Below are 23899 nucleotides of genomic sequence, written 5' to 3' on the forward strand. Positions count from 1 at the left end.
TCGGCGTTATGATTCAATCAGGCATCGCCGTGCGCACGCCGCACGGCGCGTCGGTGGCGGAACTGCGCGCCGCGCTGGCCGCCAACCGCGCCCGCCCGCAGCTGGACAAGGAACTGTACGACGATGACGGCTATCCCATCCTGACCGCGCGCCTGGCCGATGCCGGCGATGCCGCGCTGCGCGCCGAGCTTGAACAATGGCGCAGCGCGCAGGCGCTGGACGACCCGCGCTTTGACCTGGCGCAGTGGCGCGCCCTGGCCGCCGCCACTGCGGTGCTGGCGGAACTGGCGGCGCTGGCGGCCAGCCACCAACAGCTAGCGCCATGGTGGCAGCAAGAGCAGGAACGCCAGCAACACCGCCTGCCGCCGGACGCCGCGCCGCTGCCGCCACCGCCGGCCCTGCAATTGCTGACCGTGTGGCCGCCTGAATGGCAGGCGCCGCAGCGCCACCTGGCAGAACGATGGCTGCGCGCAGTCGCTACCGAGGCCGGCTGGCCATCGGAGCGCCTCGCCAGCGCTGCGCCGGAGGCGGCGCAGCCTGCCGACGCGGCGCAAGTGCTGGCCGGCCTGCTGGCGCGCTGCGCTGACGCGCGCCAGCCCTGCCTGGCCATCGTGATTGCCGCCGGCTCGCACCTGAGCGATACCGGCATCGGCCGGCTGGCCAACGACAACGCACTATTTACCGCCCACCAGCCGCAAGGCCGCATCCCCGGCGAGGGGGCGGCCGGCCTGCTGCTGGCCGATGCTGCCCAGGCGGCGCTGCTGGCAGGCCGCGACCAGGGCGGCAGCCTGCTGCAGGCGCTCGACAGCGGCCAGCGCAGCAGCGGCGCCGACAGCGCCCAGCGCGACACCGACACCAGCCTGTCCAGCGCCGCCAGCGCGGTACTGCAAGCCGCGCAAGTCGATGGCGGCGCGATTACCGCCGTCACCGCCGACACCGGCCACCGCACCAGCCGCGTGACGGAGTTGATGCGCATGCTCACCGCCGTCACGCCGCAGCTCGATCCCGGCGCCGACCTCGCCAGCATCGGCGCCAGCTGCGGCAGCTGCGGCGATGCCACCTGGCTCACCGCGCTGGCGGTGGCCGATGCCGAAGCACAGGACCGCGGCGGTCCCGTGCTCTGTATCAGCAATGAAGATCCTTACCGCCGCTGCGCCGCGCTATTGCGCCCCGCGCTCCCGGCTTGACCACACCAAGCAACCGAGCCCTATCATGATGCAAAAATTCTGGCTATTCCTGATCCAACGCCGCACGCTGATCGTCATCGGCTGGCTGGCCTTTGCCGCGCTGCTGTTCATCGCCAGCGCCTTGCTGCAATGGCCGCCCGCCGTGCCGTGGACCATCCTGGCGGTGGCGCTGCTGTTCGGCGCCGCCATCTGGTACTGGCGCTACCGCAAGACCCAGCGCGCCGCCGGCGGCCTGGGCGACATGCTGGAGCAGCAGGCCAACAAGCCGGTGAAAGCCGATCCGGCCACGCGCCAGGAAACCGAGGCGCTGCGCACGCGCATGCTGGACGCCATCAGCACCATCAAAAACTCCAAGCTCGGGCAAACCTCCGGCAACGCCGCGCTGTACGAACTGCCGTGGTACATGATCATCGGCAATCCGGCGGCCGGCAAGAGCACTGCCATCGCCAGCTCCGGCCTGCAGTTCCCGTTCGCCGACAGCAAAATCGTGCAAGGCGTGGGCGGCACCCGCAACTGCGACTGGTTCTTTACCACCGACGGCATCCTGCTCGACACCGCCGGCCGCTACTCGGTGCTCGACGACGACCGCGCCGAGTGGTTCGGCTTCCTCGACCTGCTGAAAAAATACCGCAAGAAAGCGCCGATCAACGGCATCATCATCGCCGTCAGCGTGGCGGAACTGACCCGCAACCGCCCCGAATTCGCCATCCAGCTGGCCAAGAACCTGCGCCAGCGCGTGCAGGAACTGACCGAGCGGCTGGCCGTGCACGCGCCGGTCTACGTGCTGTTCACCAAGGCCGACCTGATCACCGGCTTTAATGAATTCTTCCAGGACAGCGAGCGCGGTGAGCGCGACAAGGTCTGGGGCGCCACCCTGCCCTACAACCGCGACGCCAGCGGCGAGGACGTGCTGAACCAGTTCGACGCCCGCTTCGATGAACTGTATGAGGGCCTGAAAGACCTCAGCGCCGCCAACATGGCGCTGCAATGGCGCGAGCGCATGCCGCCCGGCGTGTTCACCTTCCCACTGGAATTCAGCTCGATCAAGCCGTCGCTGCGCACCTTCATCGCCACGCTGTTTGAAGAAAACCCGTTCCAGTTCAAGCCGGTATTCCGCGGCTTCTACTTCACCAGCGCGCTGCAGGAAGGCGAAACCGTGTCGGCCTCGTCGCAACGCGTGGCGCAGCGCTTCGACCTGCAACTGAAACCATCCGAGCACGAGCAAGCCCACCAGCAGCAGGGCTACTTCCTGCTTAACCTGTTCCGCAAAGTGATCTTCGCCGACAAGGATCTGGTGGCGCAATACGCCAGCCCGGCCAAGATGCGCATGCGCTATATCGCCTTCTTTGCCGCCACCGCCTTTGCCGGCGTGGCGCTGGCCGGCTGGAGCTGGTCGTACATGAACAACCGACAGCTGGTGGCCAATGTGCAGGCGGATCTCGATCAGGCCATCAAGGTGCAGGAAAAAGCCATGGATCTGCAATCGCGCTTTGCCGCGCTGGAGATCCTGCAGGATCGCATCGAGCAACTGGATAAATATGAAGAGAACCGGCCACTGTCGCTGAGCCTCGGCCTGTACCAAGGCACGCTGCTGGATCGCAAGCTGCGCGAGGAATATTTCAACGGCGTACGCGAAGTGATGCTGAAGCCGGTCGGCCAGACGCTCGAAGCCTTCCTCGCGGAAGTCAACAACAACGCCGCGCAGCTGCAGCCGATGGCGCGCCCAGTCAGCGCCGCCGCCAATGGCAGCAACTCCGCGCCGCCGAACGCAACGCAGGCCGAAGCGGCAGCCGCCATCAACAACAGCGCGCTACAGTTCAAGGATGCGTCGCCCACCGATGCCGAAGACGCCTACAACGCGCTGAAGACCTACCTGATGCTGGGCGATAAATCGCGCGCCGAGGCCGGCCACCTGAACGACCAGATCACCCGCTACTGGCGCGTATGGCTGGACACCAACCGTGGCAGCATGCCGCGCGAGCAGCTGATCCGCAGCGCCGAGCGCATGATTTCGTTCTACCTGGCGCAGGTCAACGATACCTCCTGGCCGCAGATCGACAACCGCCTGGCGCTGGTCGACCAGACCCGCGACAACCTGCGCCGCGTGGTGCGCGGCATGCCGGCGCGCGAGCGCGTGTACGCCGACGTCAAGGCGCGCGCCGCTACCCGCTTCCCGGCGGTGACGGTGGCCTCCATCGTCGGCGACCAGGACAAGGAGCTGGTGCTGGGCAGCTATGCCGTGCCGGGCAGCTTTACCCGCGCCGCGTGGCAGGGCTTCGTGCAGGACGCCTTCCGCGAAGCGGCCAACCGCGAGCTGCAAAGCGCGGACTGGGTGCTGAAAACCTCTTCCAAGGACGACCTGACGCTGGAAGGCAGCCCGGAGCAAATCCAGAAATCGCTGGTCGACCTGTACAAGAACGACTACGCGCGCGAATGGCAGAAGTTCGTGCAGGGCGTGACGGTGCGCGAGCTGTCCAACTTCGACCAGGCGGCAGGCGCCATGAACCGGCTGGGCGATCCACAAACCTCGCCGCTGAATAAGCTGATGAACAGCGTCTACCAGCAAACCTCGTGGGACAATCCGTCGCTGCTGGACGCCGGCCTGCAACACGCCCAGCGCGGCGTGACCGGCTGGTTCAAGGAGACCATCCTGCGCCAGAAACCGTCGCAGGTAAATATCAATGTCAGCGGCGGCGTGCAGAACGCCGCCCTGCCGCTGGGCCCCGTGGGCCGCGAATTCTCCGGCGTGGCGCGCTTGGTGGTGGCCAAGGACAAGGATGCGTCGCTGATGCGCGGCTACATGGAGCAGTTATCCAGGCTGCGCGGCCGCTTCAATCAGATCAAGAATCAGGGCGATCCCGGCCCTGGCGCCAAACAGCTGATGCAGCAAACGCTGGACGGCAGCGGCTCCGAGCTGGCCGACGCGCTGAAATACGTGGACGAGCAAATGCTGACCGGGATGACCGACGCGCAGAAAGCCGCCATCCGCCCGCTGCTGGTGCGTCCGCTGATCCAGAGCTTCGCCGTGATCGTGCAACCGGCCGAGGTGGAGATCAACAAGGTATGGGCGGCGCAGGTGCTGCAGCCGTTCCGCCAGACGCTGGCGATGAAGTACCCGTTTGCCACCGAGTCAAGGGCGGAAGCCAGCAATGCCGAAATCGGCGTGGTGTTCGGCCCGGACGGTGCGATCGCCAAGTTCTTTAACACCACGCTTGGTCCGCTGGTGGTGCGCCGTGGCGACACGGTGAGCACGCGTACCTGGGCCAATATGGGCATCAATCTGGCGCCGCCGGTGGTGGCCAGCTTCCCTGGCTGGGTTGCGCCGCTGGCCGCCAATGGCGTCGCCAATGCGGCCGCATCCAGCGGCGGCGAGGGGCAGACCAATTTCGATTTGCAGGCGCTGGGCGCGGTCAGTGCGACCGAGTTCACCATCGAGATCGATGGCCAGGCCCTGCGCTGGCGCGGCCAGCCGCAGCCCTGGGTGCACATGGCATGGCCGAATCCCGCCGGTGTACCGGGCGCGAAGATCACCGCCATTACGCCGGAAGGCCGCAGCGTGGTGGTGTTCAACGAGCCGGGCCACTTCGGCCTGAAGAAAATGATCGACGCGGCCAAGCGCAAGCGCAAGGACAATGGCGCGTTCGAACTGACCTGGGATAACGCCGGCGTGGCGGTGACCGCCAACCTGAAAATCGTCGGCACCACGCCGCCGCCAGTGCAGGCGCAAGCCGCACCGGCGTCGGCCGGTTTCAAGCGCCTGCGCCTGCCGGACACGGTGACGGCCGCCGCGCCGCCTGCGCCGAGCGCCCCGGCAGCAGCGCCGGTGCCGAATGCTGCCCCGGCTGCGCCATCTAAGCCATCTACGCCGCCTGCGCCGCCAAGCGGCCCGGCCCCGGCCACCATGCCGGCGCCGCCAGCGACTGGCGCCATCCGCACTGCGGGAGCCCAGCCATGAGCCGCGGCGCCACTGTTGCCAACATCGGCTACTTCGGCAAAGTGCCGGGGCGCGGCGACTTTGTGAAAGGCGGCGACAGCCCTGCCCTGATCAAAGTGCTGGACGACTGGCTGGCCCAGGCCATGGATCTGATGAGTGCCGACGCCCGCTGGAAGCTCAATTACGACGCCGTCGCGCCGCTGCATTTTGCTTTTGTCGGCCCGCGCCGGCGGCACGCGATCGCCGGCCACATCGTCGCCAGCAGCGACCAGTCGTCGCGCCGCTTCCCCTTCCTGATGACCAGCAGCGTAGAAGTGCCGGAGCCGTCCGCCTTCGTCGCCAGCGCGCCGATGGTGTTCAACCGCCTGTGGAACCGGCTGGCGGCACTGAGCACCAGCGTGGTCAACGCCGGCGACCCCACCGTGCCGCTGCAACTGGCGGCCAGCGAGGCGGTCGAACTGGATCTGCGCAGCGCCGCCTACCAGGCCAGCTTCGACGACTTCCTGGAACTGCAAACTGTCGGCGGCCTCGATGCCATGCTGGCGCAAGCCGGCTTCCGGGGCTCGTCGCGCCAGGTGCTGCTGGCACTGGGCATGCTGCTGCAACCGGTGCTGGCCAGCAGCTCCAGCCGGCTGGATAAGACCCTGCTGCTGCCGCTGCCGCAAGACCCGATGTACCGCAACCTGGTGGCCTCGTTCTGGCTGCAACTGATCACGCCCTTCCTGGCACGTGCCGACTTTGAACTGGCGCTGTTCCTCACGCGCCTGCGCGAACAGCCGGTGCTGCTGGTCGGCTTCAGCGGCGCCACGCCGGCCACGCTGCACGCCATCATGGATCCGCACGCGGCGGCGGATCGCCATATCGCGTTTGAACAATCGGACTGGGTGGAAGAACAAGCTGACAGCGACTACGCCGTCAACAAGCTGTCGACCTACTTGTCGCAACCGTCCCTGTCACTCAAGTCCGCGCTGGAATCGGTCAGCGCGGCGTTTATCGGAACCTGAATCATGCGTACTCTCATATTGACAAGCTTGCTACTGGCTGCCGGCGCCGTTGGCGCGCAGGCCAACGCACCGCAACCGGGGCAAGTACTGGCCGCCGGCACCGTGGCCGATGAAGCCAGCAAAGCCGCCGTGCTGGCCAAGCTGCGCGAAGTCTACGGCGCCGACAAGGTGGTAGACCAAATCTCGATCGACAAGGTGGCCACGCCGGCCAACTGGAACAGCTACGTGCAAAAGCTGCTCACGCCGGACTTGAAACAAATCAGCCGCGGCCAGTTGAAAATTGATGGCAGCACCGTCAGCCTGCGCGGTGAAGTCGGCAACGAAGCGGTACGCCAGCGCATCGCCAGCAATATCGCGACCAGCCTGAATCCAACCTACACCGTCAATAACGGCCTGCGCGTCTCGGCCGCCGACCAGGGCGTGCTGGATAGCGCGCTGGCCAACCGGATCGTCGAATTCGAGAGCGGCAAGGCCGAGTTGACGCCAACCGGCAAGGCCATTCTCGATGAAATGGCGGCGGCGCTGCGCAAGCTCAGTAACCGCAAGGTCGACATCATCGGCCACACCGACAGCGCCGGCCTGCGCGCCACCAACCAGGGCCTGAGCCAGGCCCGCGCGGAGGCGGTCAAGGCCTACCTGGCCAGCCACGGTATCAACGCCGACCTGCTGACCGCCAGCGGCCAAGGGCCGGACCGGCCAATCGCCAGCAACGACACCGCAGAAGGCCGCGCGCGCAACCGCCGCATTGAATTCCGCATGGCACAGTGAGAGGACACCATGTATTCCGCACCAGAGCTTTTAGAACCGATTTCCGATAGCCAGCCGGCTGGTGGCGACCTATCGTTTTCCCCTGAACTGGACGCCATCGCGCAGGCGCGCAAATTTGATGATCCCTCGCTGGACCAGGGCGAGTGGGTGACTGAATTAAAGGAGGCCGACTGGCCGTTCGTGGTAGAGCGCTGCGCGCATTTGCTGAAAACCGCCAGCAAGGATCTGCGTCTTGGCGTCTGGCTGACCGAGGCTGGTGCGCGCGTGCATCAGTTGCGCGGCCTGGGCGAAGGATTTCTTCTGTTGGCCGGTTTGTGCGACCAGTACTGGGAGCGCGGCCTGTATCCGCAGGCAGAGGATGGCGACAACGACCAGCGCATCGGCAACCTGGCCTGGATACTGGCGCGCACGCCGGCGCTGGTGCGCGAGATCGCCCTGACCGAGAACGGCGACTACTCCAGCATCGACTTTGAAGAAGCCCGCAAGCGCGCGGGCAGCGGCGACGAAGCCCTGCAGAACCGCGCGCCGCGACTGGCGGACATGGAAACCGCCAAGCGCAATAACTCGGCGCAGTTTGCGTCGGCGTTCCGCGCCGATGCGCAGTTCTGCATCGAGGCGCTGGAACAGCTGGAGCGCGTGGCCGACGCGCGGCTGGGCAATGACAGCCCGGGCTTCTCCGCAGCGCGTGATGCGGTGAAATCGATGCTGCATACCATGCCGGCGCCGCAGCAGGCTAGCAACGGGCCGGGGGCAAATGGCAATGCAGGCGCCGGAGCCGCTGCCAGTGGGGCGTGGGATGCGAGCGGCGGAGTAGCCGGCGGCGCGGCGGATGGATATGGCGCGCTCGGTGGTGCGACGCTGGGCCAGCCGGGCGCGATCAGCAATCGCGCGCAGGCGGTAGCGCAGCTGCGGGCCGTGGCGGCATTCTTCCGCCGCAGCGAACCGCACAGCCCTGCCTCCTACTTTGCAGAGAAAGCTGCTACGGCGGCGGAACAAGATCTGCACAGCTGGCTGCGCTCCGTGGTGAAGGACCAGGCCTCGCTGGCGCACATCGAAGAACTGCTGGGGATCCAGGGCGAATCATAACGCGGCCAGGCGGCCGCTCTGTTACGGTAACGACACTTACCGTAACCCCGCAATGCTATTAAGCTGGGCGCGTGAAGAATCCCAATGCGAGGCCCAGGTGAGTGCAGTCAGTTCAATGCGCCAGGCAATGGCACGCGGTCGTCAACGCAATATGCAGCCCCAAGTTGTGCAGCAACGAAGCCTGCGCGGTTTGGCGGTCGAGCCGTCGGCAGCCTTTTCCGATCAACGTTCGCACGCGGCCTCGCAGCGTCAGCGGCAAAACACCGCCGACCACAGCCCGCAAAATGGTCGATTACAGGCGCTTCAGCGTATGGCGCAGGCCGGCGGCGCCAGCCAGACTATCCAGTGCGTCTTCACCTTCAGCAACTGGGTAGACTTCGACAGCAAGGCGACCGTCGTCAATCACACCATGACGGTCAAGGAGGTATTCGATAACATCAAGAATACCCGGGAGGGCAAGAAAATCCCGCCAGAAGATCTCATGGTCTACCTCAACGATTTTGACGGCAGTACTTTTGAGAGCCGGGAGAAATTGCTCAACCGTCTCAAGTCAGATACGTCGACCAATTTTACGGTATTAAAGCGGATTCAGTTCGTCAAGCAGGTTGCTAATCCTGGTGATGCCGTGATCGACTCTTTCTTCACTGGCTTGCCGGGATGGGAGTTCAAATACAAGCTGGCATTAGCCCAGGTTACAGGACACGCACCTATGGTGGCGAAGACCATCCAGCTGCTACAAGCCATACAGCCCTTGCTGGGTGCCGACATCACACCCGCTGGCGTGCAGGATATGCTGTCCAAGGCGTTTACAACGGTGTGGGAGCTGGCACCGGAGGAATATCTTACCGGTGATGCAACCGACGTGCTCAATGGCTTCATTACGACGCAACTTGGCGTCAATGGCGAGTTGGAGACATTGATCAATGCCGCCGCAATCGGCGCCGAGCAGGGAGAGCAAATCTTCAGCGGCGCGAAGTATTCCGAGTCCACGTCCCTCGGAAGCAAGGTCGAAGAAGATGTCGACGTATCATTTATTGATTCAGATGGCGTCTTAAATTTGATCGAAGCAGGCTACAGCGTAAAAGCCGTCAGGAACAAACTCATGGGCCCTGGACTGAAGCCGGGTATGGCGCCAGATGGCCAGAAACAGCGCTATCAGCACCTTGCCGGCAGTAGCCAGCTTGAGCAGGCTCCGGTAGGAGGATTAACAGGGTCAATGGCGGCGAACCGCTCCATATCAGGCATTAAGCTCTACTACTCCGTCCCAGTGGAGAATTTTGATCGGGATATCTACACGCCCGACGGCCTGGAGACCATCTCCAACCTGATTAAAATTAACGCTGGGCTGATGCTCGGCACGAGGCGCATTTCTCCGCTCGAATTGCAAGCATTGAAAGTCAGCATTGAAGTGCGGTTAGGTCAGCTCAGGGATCGATTGCGGGAGCTGGAGACCAAGCTCGAACTCGAGAAAATGGCGGAGCGCGAGGAAACCTTCTCGGACAATGACGCCTGGGCTGACGACGACGAATACCTGAGCCGCGCCGAAGCCGCAGAGCTGGCGCGGTTGCGTGCCTTGTTCAGCTGACCCATCCGCGCCACGCTCACCGACTTATTTCACAGTGTATTTGAATTGGCCCTGCTTGTTGGCGCTGACCTTGATCTTGCTGATCGCCGCACCTTCCGCCATGCGGGCCAATACCGATTCCGCGATTTCCGGCAGCAAGCTGCCATTCAGGATGTTGTCCACGTTGCGGGCGCCGGAGTCCACTTCCGTGCAGCGCGCCAGCACCGCTTCCACCAGCGCTTCGTCGTAGCTGAATTCCGCCTTGTGGTTGACGGCGATACGGCGCTCGATCTTGCCCAGTTTGAGCTTGATGATCTGCACCAGCACATCGTCAGGAATCGGATAGAACGGAATTACTTTCAAGCGTCCCAGGAAGGCCGGCTTGAATTGCTTCATCAGCGCTGGGCGGATCAGCTGTTCCAGTTCCTCCACCGAGGGTAGTACTTCTTTATTCAAGCAAGCCTGCATCATCGTGCCCGAGGCGACGTTGGAGGTCAGGATGATGATGGTGTTCTTGAAGTCGATCTCGCGCCCTTCTGCATCATCCATTACGCCCTTGTCGAACACCTGGAAGAACAGTTCCATTACGTCCGGGTGCGCCTTTTCCACTTCATCTAGCAGCACCACGCTGTACGGATTGCGGCGCACGGCCTCGGTCAGCACGCCGCCCTCGCCGTAGCCCACGTAGCCGGGCGGCGAGCCTTTCAGGCCGGAGACGCTGTGGGCTTCCTGGTACTCGCTCATGTTGATGGTGATGAGTTTGCGCTCGCCGCCATACAGCGTATCGGCCAGCGCCAAGGCGGTTTCGGTCTTGCCGATACCGGACGGCCCGACGAACAGGAACACGCCTTTCGGCTTGTTGGGGTCATCCAGGTTGGCACGCGAAGTACGCACGCGCTGGGCCACCGCTTCGATAGCGTGCGGTTGGCCAAGCACGCGCTGTTCAAGGCTTTCCGCCAGGCGCAGCACGGTCTTGATCTCGTCCTTGACCATTTTTCCGAGCGGGATGCCGGTCCAGCCGGCGACAATTTCCGCCACCACGTGGCCGTCCACCTGCACCGGCACCATGGGCGTTTCGCCTTGCAGCTCGCGCAGCTCGGCGACCATGGCCTGGATATCGCGGGCCTGCGTAGCCTCGCCTGCTGCGGCGCGGGCGGCGATGATGTCGGCCGTCAGCGCTTTCTCGCGCTCCCAACGCTCGGACAGCGCCTTGAGCTGCTCATCCGCCGCCGCGCGCGACTCGCGCAATTCCTGCAAGCGCACTGCCGGTGCGGCGCCGCCTTCGGATTGTTCCCGCTCCAAGGCAGCCGCCTCGGCGTCGATGCGTTCGATCTGGCGTGCCAGCGACTCAATGCGGGCCGGCGTCGCGTTCTGCCCCAGCGCCACCTTGGCGCAGGCGGTATCCAGCACGCTGATCGCCTTGTCCGGCAATTGGCGGCCCATAATGTAGCGATGCGACAGCCGCACCGCTTCGGTGATGGCCTCGTCGTACACGCGCACGCCGAAGTGCTGTTCCATCAGCGGCGCCATGCCGCGCAACATGGCGCATGCCAGTTCCTCGCTCGGCTCCTCCACTTTCACCACCTGGAAGCGGCGCGCCAGGGCAGCGTCTTTCTCAAAATACTTTTTGTACTCGCCCCACGTGGTGGCGGCAATGGTGCGCAATTCACCGCGTGCCAAGGCCGGCTTGAGCAGGTTGGCCGCGTCGTTCTGGCCGGCCTGGCCGCCGGCGCCGATCATGGTGTGCGCCTCGTCGATGAACAGAATAATCGCGTGCGGGCTTTTCTTCACTTCGTCGATGACGTTTTTCAGGCGGTTCTCAAACTCGCCCTTGACGCTGGCGCCGGCCTGTAACAGCCCCATATCCAGCGTGTGGATCTCCACGCCTTTCAGCACATCCGGCACGTCGTTCTGCGCAATGCGCAGCGCCAGCCCTTCCACCACGGCGGTCTTGCCGACGCCGGCCTCGCCGGTCAGGATGGGATTATTCTGGCGGCGGCGCATCAGGATATCGATGGCCTGGCGGATTTCCAGGTCGCGCCCAATCACCGGATCGACCTTGCCGTCGCGCGCGCGCTGGGTCAGGTTGGTGGTGAACTGATCCAGCGCAGGTGTCTTGCTGGCGGCGCGCGCTTGCAGTTCGCCGACAGGATCAACGCCTTGCTCGAGCGCGGCGGCACGCGCCACCGGCGTCTCATCCGAGCCGGCGGTGATTTTCTCCAAGTTATGCTTGATCTGCTCAAGATCGAAACGGGCAAACAGCTTGGAGCTGCGCGCCGCCAGCTGCGACAACTCGGTATCGGTCAGCAGCGCTTGCAGCAGGTGGCCGCTGCGGATCTGCGCCTGGGCGTCGTCCTGCAAATCCAGCGAAGCTATCAGCCAGGCGTTTTCAAACAGCTTGGGCAAGCGCGCCGAGAACACCGGCGTGCGCGTATTGCCGTTCTTGAAGCGCCCTACTTCGGCGCGCAGGTCGGCCTCCAGCTGGGTGATGCTGATATCGCACTGGCGCGCGATCAGCGCCACGTCGCTCTTGGGTTGCTCCAGCAGCGCCAGGAACAGGTGTTCGAGATCGACCTCGTACTGGCCCAGCGACACACACAGGCTGGCGGCGCGCGTGGCGGCGGCGCGGCTGGTGTCGTTCAATTTGCCGATCAGCGTTTTCAGATTGATGCTCATGTTGTTATCCTTTTTATGATGTGTGTATCTCATAGCGGACGTCGCTGCGATCCTGCCGCTGCGCCTCGGTGACCAGGAAACTGTCCCAGCCCAGGCGCCCGCCGCAGCAGTCTTGATCCAGCCGCGCGCCTTGCACGTCTTCGGCGCGCAGCACCAGCTGCACCTCATATTCCAGCGACACGCCGGTGAACATGGTCAACATGCTCTCCAGCGCGCGCGCCGCCTTGCCGCCGGGCAGGAAGGATTCGTAGCCTTCCCGATCCAGCGGTCCTATCACCAGCCGCATACGCAAGTCGCGCTGCCAGACGCGCGCGCCGGCCATGGCGCCGCCGCCCAGCACCGCGTTGGCCATGCCCAGCATGGTCTGCTGGCCATCCGGCACGTCGTACCAGGCGCCGATAAACTGCTCGGCGCGCACCGGCTGGCAGAAATATTCCGATAGCACGCGCGCGATCTGCACCGCCGATGCCGGCCGCTGTCCCATGGCGGTGGCAAAGTACGCCACCGATTCATCAAGCACGCCATCGCCGCCGTCCGACAGGCGCCGCCGCAGCGACGGGTTGTGCATGCCGGCCAGCGATAGCAGCAGCGGCAGGAATTCATCGCGGCCGTGCAGCTGGTACTTCAACTCCAGCCGGTACTTGCGCCACGCTTCGTAGAACAGCGCCAGCGCGCGGTTGGAAAAGGTATCGAGGAAGGCGCGCGGCCCCTCGTCTTTCTGGTACAGCGTGTGGGCGGCAATACGTTCGGTGTAATGCGCCGGCAGCGTGCCGCTGCTGCCCAGAAAACCCATGAAGGCCGGCGTGATGCGGATGTAGCGTAGCTGCGCCGTCGTCAGCGCCTCGCCGAGGCTGCGCACGTCGGTCGCCATGCCGCGCGGCTCCGGCTGCAGCGTTTCCAGCTGGCTGGCCGGGAAGCTAAGCGAGGTCGAATTCTGGAAGCGCAGGAAGTTGGCTACCGCGCCCTCGCCCGGCACGCCATGCCGCTTGAGCCACAGCTCCAGCATGCGCACGGCCTGGAAGTATTCGAACTTGTGCGGCTGGGCGAACAGGCGCTCGATTACAGCAGGCTCAAATCGCCGCTTCGTGGCAAGCATCGCAGCAGTTCCTCCCCGTTTTTATGCGACTTGATGACCAGCTGCGTGAAGCTGTTGGCATGCACGTACAGGCCGAGGAAGCGCTCGACGATCTGCGCAAACGCGTGGATGCCGCTGCCGACAAAGGCTTCTTCCTCCACCGTCAGCGTCACCTCGACGCCGCGCACCAGGCAGGCAAAGGGATTCCCCGGCAGCCAGGTATTAGCAGCCTTGTGCGACACGGCGACAATGCCGCCGATCTGCCGCTGCGACGCCGGTGAACGCGGCAGGTCGTACAGCGTGAGCATCTCGCGGAAGGCATCAACGCCGCCGCCGGTCAGCGACAGGTGGTTCAGCGACAGGTGTGAAATCAGGCGCCAGTGCGCCCCGCGTCCGCGCGCAAACCGGTACGACGGCGTCGGCTTGCGCAGGAAGCTGATGGCGCGCACGCTCGATCCGCCTTCCAGGAACAGGTCGCCGCCGCGCATGCCGTAGCTCAGCGATGCCGGCAGGTCGCGGTTGGTGCAGCTCAGCTCCAGGCTCAGGGTGTCGGTTTCTACCTCGGCCGGGTCGAAGTCGATATCGACGATGGAAATCTGCGTTTCATAGCCGGGACTTTTCTCGGCGATGTCCTCGTCGCGCCGCGCCACCCAGTAGTGGCCATGCTTTTCCGGCGTCTGGCCGTGGCGCAGCGAGTAGAAAGGGCGGAACTCCTGCACCGATTCGCCCTGCGGCGTCTGCCGCACCAGCTTGACCGACTCGATCGCCTGCACTGCGTAGGCAAACGCCCGCCGCGCATCGGCCAGCACCGGGTAGCTGGCGGCGGCGTGCGTCAGCCGTATCGGTTCGCCGCGCTGGCGGAACAGGTTGACCACCGGCGTGCAGCCCAGCAGCACGTTATTGGTGCTGAGCGTGGCCAGCATGCGCGCCAGGTCGGAATCGGTGCGCATGCCGGACAGCGCCAGGTGCAGCGTGACCGACTTGCAGCCCACCGGCAGCGCAGCGCCTATGGCCTGCAGGTCGAGGTCGAAGAAGTTGAATTTTTCAGGGAAGCAGAAATACTCGGTCAGCAGGCGGTAGGCGGTGTGCGAGCGCGCAGAAAAATCGATCAGCGCTTCATCCTCGCCAAAGCCCACCGGCGATACCGGTATCTTGTGCAGCTGGATCCAGCGGCCATTGCCGTCCGCTTCGACGTAGGCCGCCAGCGCGCGCGTGAACAGCGCATCGCGCAGCGCGGCGCAGAACGACGGTTCGCCGTCAATGAACACGCGCAGCTTGCCCAGGCCAAGCTGCGCCAGCGCTATCTGTTCCGCCGTGCAGGACAAGGTCAGGCTGATGCTGGACGTGGCTTGCGGCGGCGGGCGCACCGCTTCCGGTGCGGCAATGATGGGCGCGAAGCTGGCGCCGTCCAGCGCCAGCGGCGCCACCGTCACCGGGTAGGCGGTGCGAAAGGTGCAGGTGGCGCCGCGTACCGGACGCGTGGCCAGTTGCGTGCCGCGCGCGATTTCGCTGGCGGTGGTCAGCTGCGCGGCGGCGCCGCTGAAGTCCATGCGCGCAATCGAGCACGATGGAAAAGGCCGCAGGTAGTGCGGGTACAGCACTTCAAACAGCGCCTCGGTAAATTCCGGGTAATCGTCGTCGAGCCTCTTGGCGATGCGTGAATTGAGCAGCGCGAAGGACTCGATCATGCGTTCGATGTGCGGGTCTTCGCACACCTCGCCGCCGATCAGCAAGCGGCCGGCGATTTTAGGGTAGCGTTCCGAGAACTCGCGCGAATAGCGGCGCAGGAATCCCAGTTCACGCTCGTAATACGGCAGTAGTTGTTCCAATTTCTCAAACTCCCAGCGGCGCCGGGGTCAGGCGGCGCGCCTTGCTGATGGTGTAATGCAGGCTTGAGGGCTGCAGGACTGCGTCAAAATTGACAGGTTCATGGGCGCTGTTAACCACCAGCAGCGCCGTAATCGCGAAATTCAAACGGTTGACGGCGTCCCGCTGCAGCTCCAGCGACGCCTGCACGTTGCGCAGGCGCGGCTCGTGGCGGGCGATAGCCTTTTCCAGACTGCGGCAGATGAAAGCACGATCGTCTGTGCTCGACAGCGACAGGCCGGCAAAGTCATTCAGGCCATAGGTCGCGATCGACCGGCCGCATTCCGGGAAGCGTTTCAGGAGATCCTCCGGGATCACGGCCCGCGTATTGAGCAACGCTTCGAGGTCGCGCGCCACCGAATCCTTCAAGTCCTCGATGGACAGGCGCAACACCGCGCCGCTATTGCCGTTGCTGCCGTTGGGTGACCCGTCCATCAGGCGGTCGAACAAGCCCGGAGTAAATCCCTTCATTGCAAGTTAAGCCGTCTTGTTAGCCGACAGATCCCAGCCGCCGGAGGTATTGCCGCCCGAACCGCCGCCCACTTTTTGCTGGGTGTACTTCCACTTGACCTTGGAGTATTTCAGGGACACGTCTTCGGTCAGGATGTTGCCTGGTTCAACCGCTGGCGCCACGCTGGAGATCAGCACGTTTTCCAGTTCGATTTCGAAGTACTTGACGCGGTCGCCCTGGCCGTCGGCGCGCAGGAATTCCAGCTTGGCCTTAGGCAGGGTTTTGCCCGACGAGCAGTTTTGCAGCAGCAGCGGCGTGGCCAGGTCGGCCAGCTTGCTCACCACGATATCTTTGTGCTCGGTGCGTTCAGCGGTGTGACCGCCGCCGGTCGACGCGGTGGCCGATTTCGGTTGCAGCACTTCCCAATTGACCGATTTCACTTCGATCCAGTCTTTGTGGGTGGTGTCTGCCGACTCGCCTTTAATGCCGTCGATTTGCAGGTAGACGTCGATTGCCATTGGTATTCCTTTCAGTGATTAAAAATAAAACTCAGGTTTTGGTCGATGCTGGGAGCTCCGCGACCAATCGGAGGGAAACGGACAGTTCGTCGAGCTGGAAGTGCGGACGCAGGAAGGACACCGCGCGGTACACACCGGGACGACCCGGCACTTCCGACACCTGCACCGACGCCTCGCGCAGCGGGAACTGCGCCTTCTGCTCCTGGCTGGCGTTGTCGTCCAGCAGCACGTACTGGGTCAGCCAGCGGTTCAGGAAATCTTCCACGTTGGAAGCGGCGGCAAAGCTGCCGATCTTGTCGCGCATCATGGCCTTCATGTAGTGAGCGATGCGCGACACCGCGAAGATGTACTGCAACTGGGCCGACAGCACGGCGTTGGCGTTGGCGGCGTCGTTGGCATATTTCTTGGCCTTCTGCGCCGACTGCGCGCCGAAGAAGGCGGCGTAGTCGGTGTTCTTGCAGTGAACCAGCGAGATGAAACCGAGGTCGCTCAGTTCTTTCTCGCGGCGGTCGGTGATGGCGATCTCGGTCGGGCACTTGAGCGCCACTTCGCCCTCGTCGGTCTTGAAGGTGTGGGTCGGCAGGTCTTCCACCAGGCCGCCGCCCTCGACGCCGCGGATCGCCGCGCACCAGCCGTAGTCCTCGAAGGCCGCAGTCAGCTTGGTGCCGAAGGCGTAGGCGGCGTTACACCACAGGTATTTCTGGTGGTCGGTGCCGTCGACGTCTTCCACGAAGTTGAAGCCTTCGACGGTGGCGCCATCGGCCGGGTTGAACGGCAGACGGCCGAGGAAGCGCGGCAGGGTCAGGCCGACATAGCGCGCATCCTCGGACTCGCGGAACGACTTCCACTTGGCGTATTCCACCGTGTCGAACACTTTCGACAGGTCGCGCGGCTTGCCCAGTTCACTGTAGCTTTCCAGCCCGAACAGCTCCGGCGAGGCGGCCGAGATGAACGGCGCATGCGCGGCAGCTGCCACGTGCGACATCTGCTCGATGAAGTACATGTCTTCAGGCTGGCGGGTGATTTCGAAGTCGCCAATCAGGGCGCCGAACGGCGCACCGCCGAAGGTGCCGAATTCTTCTTCGTAGACCTTGCGGAACATGGTGCTCTGGTCGAATTCCAGCGCCGACTGGAAGTCCTTCACCAATTCCTTCTTGGTGGCGTTGAGCATCTTGATCTTCAGGTTCTGGCCGGTGGCGCTGTGCTTGACCAGGTAGTGCAGGCCCGTCCAGCTGCTTTCCAGCTTCTGGAATTCCGGCGCGTGCAGCACGGCCGACAACTGGGCCGAGATCAGGCGATCGAGTTCCGCCACGCGGGCGTCGATGGTGGCAGCCAGATTGTCGGATACCACCACCGTGCCTTCCATCACCTGGCTCACCAGCTCGGTGATCAGATCCTTGGCGCGGGCATGCTCGGTGCTCGACTTGGCGACCTTGCTTTGTTCGACGATCTGATCCAGCAGGGCCACTTCAGTGGCAGCAGGTGCGCCACCGGGAGTCAGTTGTGCGGACATGATCAGTCCTCCTTCTTGTCGGCGGTTTGCTGGCCCAGCACGGCCAGCTTCTCGGTGCTGTGCAGCACGTCGTTGAGAATGTCTTCCAGCTTGTCGTTGCCGGCCAGCTTGTTGCGCAGGTCGGCCAGCTTGGTGCGCGCCTCCAGCAGCTTGCGCAGCGGCTCCACCTGCTGCACCACCGCTTCCGGGCGGAAGTCGGCCATGGACTTGAACTTCAGGTCGACCGCGAACTCGCCGCCGCCTTCGCCCAGTTCATTCTTGACGCGGAAGTTGGCGCGCGGTTCCACGCCGTTCAGCACCTCGTCGAAGTTATCGCGGTCGATGTTGACGAACTTGCGCTCCTTGAGGCGCTTCTGCTCGACTTCCGAGTTGCCGCCGAAGTCACCCACCACGCCCATCACGAACGGCAATTCCTTGTTCTCGATGGCGTCGCCGATTTCGACGTCGTAAGTCATCTGCACCCGTGGCGGGCGAATTTTTTGCAGTTTTTTCTGCACGCTAGTGCTTTTGGACATGGCTATCCTCTCTCCGGTTATTTCAGGGCGCCGAACGGGTCGGCGCTGGATTCTTCTTGCTTGGCCTTGGCGGCCTTCTTGGCGCCGGCCTTGCCGCGCGCCGGCGTGGCGGCCTGCTGCACCGGCGCTGGCGCCGGCGGCACCAGCACGGCTTCGCCCAGGCTCTCGCGCAACAGCTTGGCCAAATCCTGCGACTCGGTACGGATCGAGCCGGACAAGTTGTTCTGGCGGCTCAGGTCGGACAGCGAGCGGGTCGACAGGCGCAGGCCGCTGATGGCGATGATGCTGTTGGCCAAGGTGTCGTTCGGGTCGCGCACCAGCACTTCCTGGGCGTTGACGATGGCTTCGCCGTACTGGCCGGCCTCGTAGCGGGCCTGGGCGATGCTGAGCCATGGCGACTTGTCGGACGGATAGGCTTGCGCCGCCTGCTGCCACAGCTTGACGGCTTGTTCCTTCTGGCCGCCGCTGGACGCGGTGCCGGCCTGCGCCAGCATGGATTGGAGACTGGGCTTGGCGGCCACCGGTGGCGCCACGGGGGCGGTGGTACAGGCGCTCAGCGCCACCACCGATACGATGGCTCCAGCCAGTTGCGCGGCCCGAGCAAAGGACAGTACGGTTGTCATGCTTACCTCAATTTCGATATCAAAAAAGAATACTTAAAAAACAATTTCTGCAACTGGGCGCCACGTTATCAGAAATTTATTATTGACCGCGTTCAATTGAACTCAACCGTGCGCGACCTTTAAAAAAAGAAATGTTATTGTTCTGATACTTTCAAAAAAGGCATAAGAAATGAGCAGCAAAATTCTTTGGGGCGAGGGCCTGTTCCTGCGTCCACAACACTTCCAACAGCAGGATCGCTACCACGAGCAGCGCCTGCACCAGAGCGTGCTGGCGCTGCACCCTTATGCCTGGGGTGTGAACCAGTTGCAGGTCGACCGTGACGCCTTGGCCAACCACAGCCTGCGCGTGCTGGAACTGTCGCTGCGCTTCCAGGACGGCGAGTTTTACGATGCGCCCGGCGCGGACGACCTGCCGGATGCGGTCGACCTGGCCCAGCTGCCGCAATCGCAGCAAACCGTCACCTACTACGCGGCGCTGCCGGCGTTCAAGCCGTTTGGCGGCAACTTCGGCGACGCGGCCAATAGCAGCAGTAGCAGCGCGGTGCGCTACCTGCAGCACAATCAGGACACGCCGGATCTGTACACCCACGCGGCGCCGGCCCAGCTCAGCTACCTGAAAAAGACCCTGCGGCTGGTGGCGGAATTCGAACCGCGCGATTCCTACACCCACTTCCCGCTGCTGCGCCTGCGCCGCGCGGCCACCGGCGGCTTTGAGCTGGACGCTTCTTTCGTGCCGCCCAGCCTGTCCGTGCGCAGCGCGCCGCTGCTGTTCCTGCAACTGCGCCGCCTGCTTGACGCGCTGCAGGCCAAGGTCAGCGCGCTGTACGGCCACCACCGCGAGCCGAGCAAGCACGTAATCGAATTCCGCTCGGGCGATATGTCTTCGTTCTGGCTGCTGCACACGGCCAGTTCCGCCTTCGCCTCGCTGACGCACTACTTCCAGCACCCGGCGCTGCACCCGGAACGCCTGTACGAGCAACTGCTGGGCCTGGCCGGGGCGCTGATGACCTTCTCCAAGAGCTGGACCCTGGCCGACCTGCCGCCCTACTCGCACAGCGATCCCGGCCCCGGCTTCGCCACCCTGCACCAGATCATCCGCGAGCTGCTGGACACCGTGATCTCGTCGCGCTACTTCGCCATCGCGCTGCGCGAGGTCAAGCCGTCCTACCACCACGGCATGCTGGACTCGGGCAAGATCGACGACAAGACCACCTTCTATATCGCGGTCTCGGCAGCCATGCCGGCCAGCGAGCTGGTGGACGTGGTGCCGCTGCGCTTCAAGGTCGGCGCACCGGACGACGTCGACAAGTTCGTGCTGTCGGCGATGCCGGGCGTGCGCCTGCAGCACGCGCCGCAAGTGCCGGCTGCGGTGCCGGTGCGGCCCGACGCGCTGTACTTCTCGATCGAGGCCAAGGGCCAGATGTATGAGCGCATGCTGCAAGCGCAATCGATCTCCATCTACGTACCCGGCGGCATACACGACCTGCAACTGGAGCTGGTCGCCGTCACATCCTGAGGTGTCGCATCATGAATACTGTTACCGCCCCTTCCCTGATGGGCGCCGCCCCGGCGGCGGCCGCCAGCCACGCGCCGCAAACCCTGCTGGATCTGATGTACGACGGCTTCTACGCCCTGTTCATGCTGAAGAACGGCAGCGGCCCGCAGGAAAACGCCGAGTTCGCGCACAAGATGACGCAATTCCTCGACGATTTCGGCCGCGCCGCCCGCAAGCACGGCGCCTCGCCGGACGATATCGACGCCGCCAAGTACGCGTTCTGCGCAGCGGTGGACGAAATCATCCTGCGCTCGCCGTTTGCCATCCGCGACACCTGGGAACGCCGCCCGCTGCAACTGGCGCTGTTCGGCGAGCAGCTGGCCGGCGAGAACTTCTTCCACCGGCTGGAAGCGCTGCGCGCGCGCGGCAGCGCGCACCTGCAGGCGCTGGAAGTGTTCCACATGTGCCTGCTGCTGGGCTTCCAGGGCCGCTACATCCTCGAAGGCTCGGAAAAACTCAACTACCTGACCGCGCGCCTGGGCGATGAAATCGCCCACATGAAAGGCAAGCGCGGCGGCTTTGCGCCGCACGCCGAGCGGCCGGACCAGGTGGTGCACAAGCTGCGCAGCGATTTGCCGCTGTGGGTGCTGTGCTCCGTGTTCGGGCTGGTGTGTGTGCTCGGCTACATCGGCCTGCGTACCTCGCTGGACCGTGGCACCGAGCAGCAGGTGGCGGCTTACAACGATGTCATCAAGCTGGCGCCGCGCCAGGCCAACCTGGTCATCACCCTGCCGTAATGGAGATCGCCTCGCTGATCCCCTCGGCACTGGGGCTGTTCGGCACCGGTTTGAGCCAGCACGCGCGCCTGCTCACCTTGGCCAGCGCGCAGGACTCGTCGCTGCCGCAAGCGCTGGTGCCCGAGCGTTTTTCGGGGCGCGAAGGCGTCAACGAACTGTATGCGTTTGAGATCGATGCGCTCAGCACCTCCACCGATCTGGCGCTGGACCAGTTCATCGGCGAAGAACTGACCGTCACCCTGCTGCAAGCCGACGGCAGCCGCCGCGCCTGGCACGGCATCTGCACCGAGGCGGCCTGGCTGGGCGCCGATGGCGGCACAGCGCGCTACCGCCTGCTGCTGGAACCGGCACTGGCGCTGTTGCGGCTGCGGCGCGACAGCTACATCTTTCAGGACAAAAACGCGCAGGACATCGTGACCGAGCTGCTGGCTGATTACCCGCAGTTGCGCTTTGAGTTCGACGTCACGCAAACGTTGGCGCCGCGCGCCATTTGTACCCAATACCGCGAAAGCGATCTGGAATTTTTGCAGCGCCTGCTGGCATCGGAAGGCCTGAGCTGGCGCTTTGAGCACGACCAGCCGGATCAGGAATCCACCGACGGCCAGGCCAGGCACAAGCTGATGATCTTTGACAGCAAGGCCAAGGCGCCCGAGATGCCGGGCGGCGCCGAGATCCGTTTCCACGGCGTGCGCGCCACCGACAGCGCCGACGCCATCGACCAGTTTGCCGCGCGCCGGCAGGTGCAGGCCAACGCGGTCAGCATCAGCAGCTGGGACCCGGCGCAGTTGCTGGCGCCCGGCGCCGAGCAGCTGTCCTCGCTGGATGCGGGTGAACTGCCGGCGCTGGCCGTCTACGACGGCGGCGGCGAGCGGATCGCCAGCGCCAGCGGCCAGCCCGAACAAATCAGCCAGCTGATGCTGCAGGCGCTGGAACTGGACAATAAGGTGTTCGAGGGCGAAGGCGCGGTACGCCAGCTGGCGGCCGGCCACGCCTTCGCGCTGAGCCAGCACGAGCGCTACGCCGAGGACAATCGCTTCACTGTGCTGTGGGTGCGGCACGAAGCGCGCAACAACGTGCCGTCGCAAGTGCAAAAAATCGGCGATCTGGTCGAGGCCGGCACCTATCGCAACAGCTTTGGCTGCGTACGCGAGGCCGTGGCCATCGTGCCGCGCGCGATTGCCGCGCCGCAGGCAGCAACCGCGCTGGGACCGCAGACCGCCATCGTGGTCGGCGCCGGCGGTGCGGTGGCGACCACCACGCGCGACCATCAGGTGCGCATCCAGTTCGCGTGGCAGCGCGGCCAGGGCGCCAATCCCGGCGGCGTCGCGCATGACACCGACGCCAAGGGCAGCGCGCCCGGCGACGACAGCAGCGGCACCTGGGTGCGCGTGGCCGAGGCGCTGGCCGGTCCTAACTGGGGTTCGCAATTCACACCGCGCATCGGCACCGAGGTGCTGGTCGATTTCATCGACAACGATATGGACCGGCCGCTGGTGGTGGCACAGCTGTACACGGGCGCCGATCAGCCGCCGTACGCGGCCGGCGTGGAATCGGGCGCCAACCATGCTGGCACCTTGTCCGGCATCCACAGCCACAACTTCGACGGCGGCGGCTACAACCAGTGGCAGCTGGACGACACGCCGGGCCAGGTGCGCACGCGGCTGGCCACCAGCAGCGCGGCCAGCCAGCTCAATCTCGGCTATCTGATTCATCAGGCGCCCTCCTCGTCGCAGCGCGGGGCCTATCGCGGCGCCGGCTTTGAGCTGCGCACCGACGCCTGGGCCGTGGTGCGCGGCGCCGAAGGCGTGCTGCTGACCACCAGCGGGCGCGGCGCGCAAGGCAGCGGCGTGGCGTCCACGCAGATGGATGCGGCCGAAGCGGTCGGCACGCTGAAAGCGGCGCAGGAACTGGGCAAGGCGCTGGGCGACGTCGCCACCAAGCAGCAGGCGCTGACCAGCGCGGCCGCGGCCAAGGCGCAGCAGGAACTGCTGTCGCGCATCGATCCCAAGGACAAAGGCAAGCATGACGGCGCGGTCAACGGTCAGGAAGCCAGCAAGGCGCAAAGCGGCGCGCGCGCGCTGGACGCCGCGCAGCCAGTGGAGAAATTCGCCGAGCCGCTGGTGTTGATGGACGCACCATCCAGCATCAACTGGGCCACGCCGGCATCGACCGTGCTGTTCGCCGGCGAACAGCTGCACTGGACCTCGCAGGCTGATCTGCACATGACGGCGGCGCATACCCTGTCCTCGGTGGCGGCCAACACGGCCGGCTACTTCAGCCAGAACGGCGGCATCCAGGCCATCGCCGCCAACGGCCCGGTATCGCTGCAAGCGCATACCGACCAGCTGGAGATCCTGGCCGACAAAGACATCAAGGTCATCTCGGTCAACGACAGCATCGAGATCAAGGCCAACCAGAAAATTGTGCTACAAGCCGGCCAATCCTCGATCACGCTGGACGGCGGCGACATCACCTTCGCCTGCCCCGGCAATTTCACGGTCAAGGGTGGGCAGCATACTTTTGGCGGTGCTGGCCGCAGTTCAGCTTCTCTCCTCAACCTTCCCGGTGAACTGACTCCGGAAAATCAACACTGGATTGCGCTTAACTATCTAGAACCAGAGACAGGTGAAGGTATTGCTGAAGCAGAGTACGAAATTTACTTTGAAAAAGGGACCGTGCTTAACGGTAAATTGGATGGCAGCGGCAAGGCGCGCCACGAGAACGTGCAAAATAAACGAGTAACAAAAGTCATCTATAAGCCACGCGCGCCCCTTCAAGAAAAGCCGCATGAATCATTAGAAAGTCTGGAGAAAGCATGAGTTCCCTA

General features: G+C 64.4%; 17 protein-coding genes. 9 read left to right on the forward strand and 8 right to left on the reverse strand.

Annotation, left to right across the window (positions count from 1 at the left end; genetic code table 11):
* The 6 genes from GTP45_RS26905 to GTP45_RS26930 form a co-directional block, all read left to right on the forward strand.
* On the forward strand, positions 1-1187 hold a 1187-nt coding region (locus GTP45_RS26905), incomplete at its 5' end, for a hypothetical protein (RefSeq protein WP_217363402.1).
* Between the two features lie 28 nt (positions 1188-1215).
* Complete coding sequence (gene tssM / locus GTP45_RS26910; protein WP_161017001.1) at positions 1216-5142, forward strand: type VI secretion system membrane subunit TssM; 3927 nt, start codon at positions 1216-1218, stop codon at positions 5140-5142.
* Positions 5139-6125 (forward strand): type VI secretion system-associated protein TagF, encoded by a 987-nt coding sequence (gene tagF / locus GTP45_RS26915; RefSeq protein WP_161016920.1) that lies wholly within the window; start codon positions 5139-5141, stop codon positions 6123-6125. Before tssM ends, tagF begins: the two co-directional genes overlap by 4 nt.
* 3 nt (positions 6126-6128) lie before the next feature.
* Positions 6129-6893, forward strand: a complete 765-nt coding sequence (locus GTP45_RS26920; RefSeq protein ID WP_161016921.1) for an OmpA family protein — start codon at positions 6129-6131, stop codon at positions 6891-6893.
* A gap of 9 nt (positions 6894-6902) precedes the next feature.
* The gene (tssA, locus tag GTP45_RS26925; RefSeq protein WP_161016922.1) at positions 6903-7979 is read left to right on the forward strand and encodes a type VI secretion system protein TssA; all 1077 of its coding nucleotides are present in this window, start codon (positions 6903-6905) and stop codon (positions 7977-7979) included.
* 115 nt (positions 7980-8094) lie between these two features.
* Entirely contained in the window at positions 8095-9564 is a 1470-nt protein-coding gene (locus GTP45_RS26930) for a hypothetical protein (protein WP_161016923.1), read from the forward strand.
* Positions 9565-9588: 24 nt separating this feature from the next.
* Here the strand turns inward: GTP45_RS26930 and tssH are convergent, their stop codons facing one another.
* From tssH to GTP45_RS26970, 8 genes are read right to left on the reverse strand one after another with little or no spacing between them, the layout of a single operon-like run.
* Positions 9589-12219 (reverse strand): type VI secretion system ATPase TssH, encoded by a 2631-nt coding sequence (gene tssH / locus GTP45_RS26935; RefSeq protein WP_161016924.1) that lies wholly within the window; start codon positions 12217-12219, stop codon positions 9589-9591.
* Positions 12220-12232: 13 nt separating this feature from the next.
* The gene (tssG, locus tag GTP45_RS26940) at positions 12233-13315 is read right to left on the reverse strand and encodes a type VI secretion system baseplate subunit TssG (RefSeq protein ID WP_161016925.1); all 1083 of its coding nucleotides are present in this window, start codon (positions 13313-13315) and stop codon (positions 12233-12235) included.
* The gene (gene tssF, locus GTP45_RS26945) at positions 13279-15123 is read right to left on the reverse strand and encodes a type VI secretion system baseplate subunit TssF (protein WP_161016926.1); all 1845 of its coding nucleotides are present in this window, start codon (positions 15121-15123) and stop codon (positions 13279-13281) included. The genes tssG and tssF overlap by 37 nt, the downstream gene beginning before the upstream one ends.
* Before the next feature lie 4 nt (positions 15124-15127).
* Positions 15128-15631, reverse strand: a complete 504-nt coding sequence (tssE, locus tag GTP45_RS26950) for a type VI secretion system baseplate subunit TssE (RefSeq protein WP_161016927.1) — start codon at positions 15629-15631, stop codon at positions 15128-15130.
* A 6-nt stretch (positions 15632-15637) separates the two neighbouring features.
* Positions 15638-16129 carry an Hcp family type VI secretion system effector gene (locus GTP45_RS26955; protein WP_161016928.1) on the reverse strand — a complete coding sequence of 164 codons (492 nt, stop codon included), beginning with the start codon at positions 16127-16129 and terminating at the stop codon, positions 15638-15640.
* A 31-nt stretch (positions 16130-16160) separates the two neighbouring features.
* Positions 16161-17642: a type VI secretion system contractile sheath large subunit gene (tssC, locus tag GTP45_RS26960; RefSeq protein WP_161016929.1), complete on the reverse strand. Its 1482-nt coding sequence runs from the start codon at positions 17640-17642 to the stop codon at positions 16161-16163.
* Positions 17643-17644: 2 nt separating this feature from the next.
* The gene (gene tssB / locus GTP45_RS26965; protein ID WP_161016930.1) at positions 17645-18157 is read right to left on the reverse strand and encodes a type VI secretion system contractile sheath small subunit; all 513 of its coding nucleotides are present in this window, start codon (positions 18155-18157) and stop codon (positions 17645-17647) included.
* Positions 18158-18174: 17 nt separating this feature from the next.
* Positions 18175-18780: a tetratricopeptide repeat protein gene (locus GTP45_RS26970; RefSeq protein ID WP_229258673.1), complete on the reverse strand. Its 606-nt coding sequence runs from the start codon at positions 18778-18780 to the stop codon at positions 18175-18177.
* A 169-nt stretch (positions 18781-18949) separates the two neighbouring features.
* Here GTP45_RS26970 and tssK point away from each other — a divergent pair, with 169 nt between their 5' ends.
* Genes tssK through GTP45_RS26985 form a run of 3 tightly spaced genes read left to right on the forward strand, consistent with a single transcriptional unit; the run spans position 18950 to position 23891 of the window.
* Positions 18950-20296, forward strand: coding sequence for a type VI secretion system baseplate subunit TssK (tssK, locus tag GTP45_RS26975; RefSeq protein WP_161016931.1), 1347 nt, complete (start codon positions 18950-18952; stop codon positions 20294-20296).
* A gap of 11 nt (positions 20297-20307) precedes the next feature.
* Positions 20308-21072, forward strand: a complete 765-nt coding sequence (icmH, locus tag GTP45_RS26980) for a type IVB secretion system protein IcmH/DotU (RefSeq protein ID WP_161016932.1) — start codon at positions 20308-20310, stop codon at positions 21070-21072.
* A complete protein-coding gene (locus GTP45_RS26985) occupies positions 21072-23891 on the forward strand; it encodes a type VI secretion system Vgr family protein (protein ID WP_161016933.1) in 2820 nt (939 codons plus the stop codon). The genes icmH and GTP45_RS26985 overlap by 1 nt, the downstream gene beginning before the upstream one ends.
* Positions 23892-23899 lie beyond the last annotated feature (8 nt).

It is taken from the genome of Duganella rivi, from assembly GCF_009857435.1.
Taxonomy (GTDB): Bacteria; Pseudomonadota; Gammaproteobacteria; order Burkholderiales; family Burkholderiaceae_D; genus Rugamonas; species Rugamonas rivi.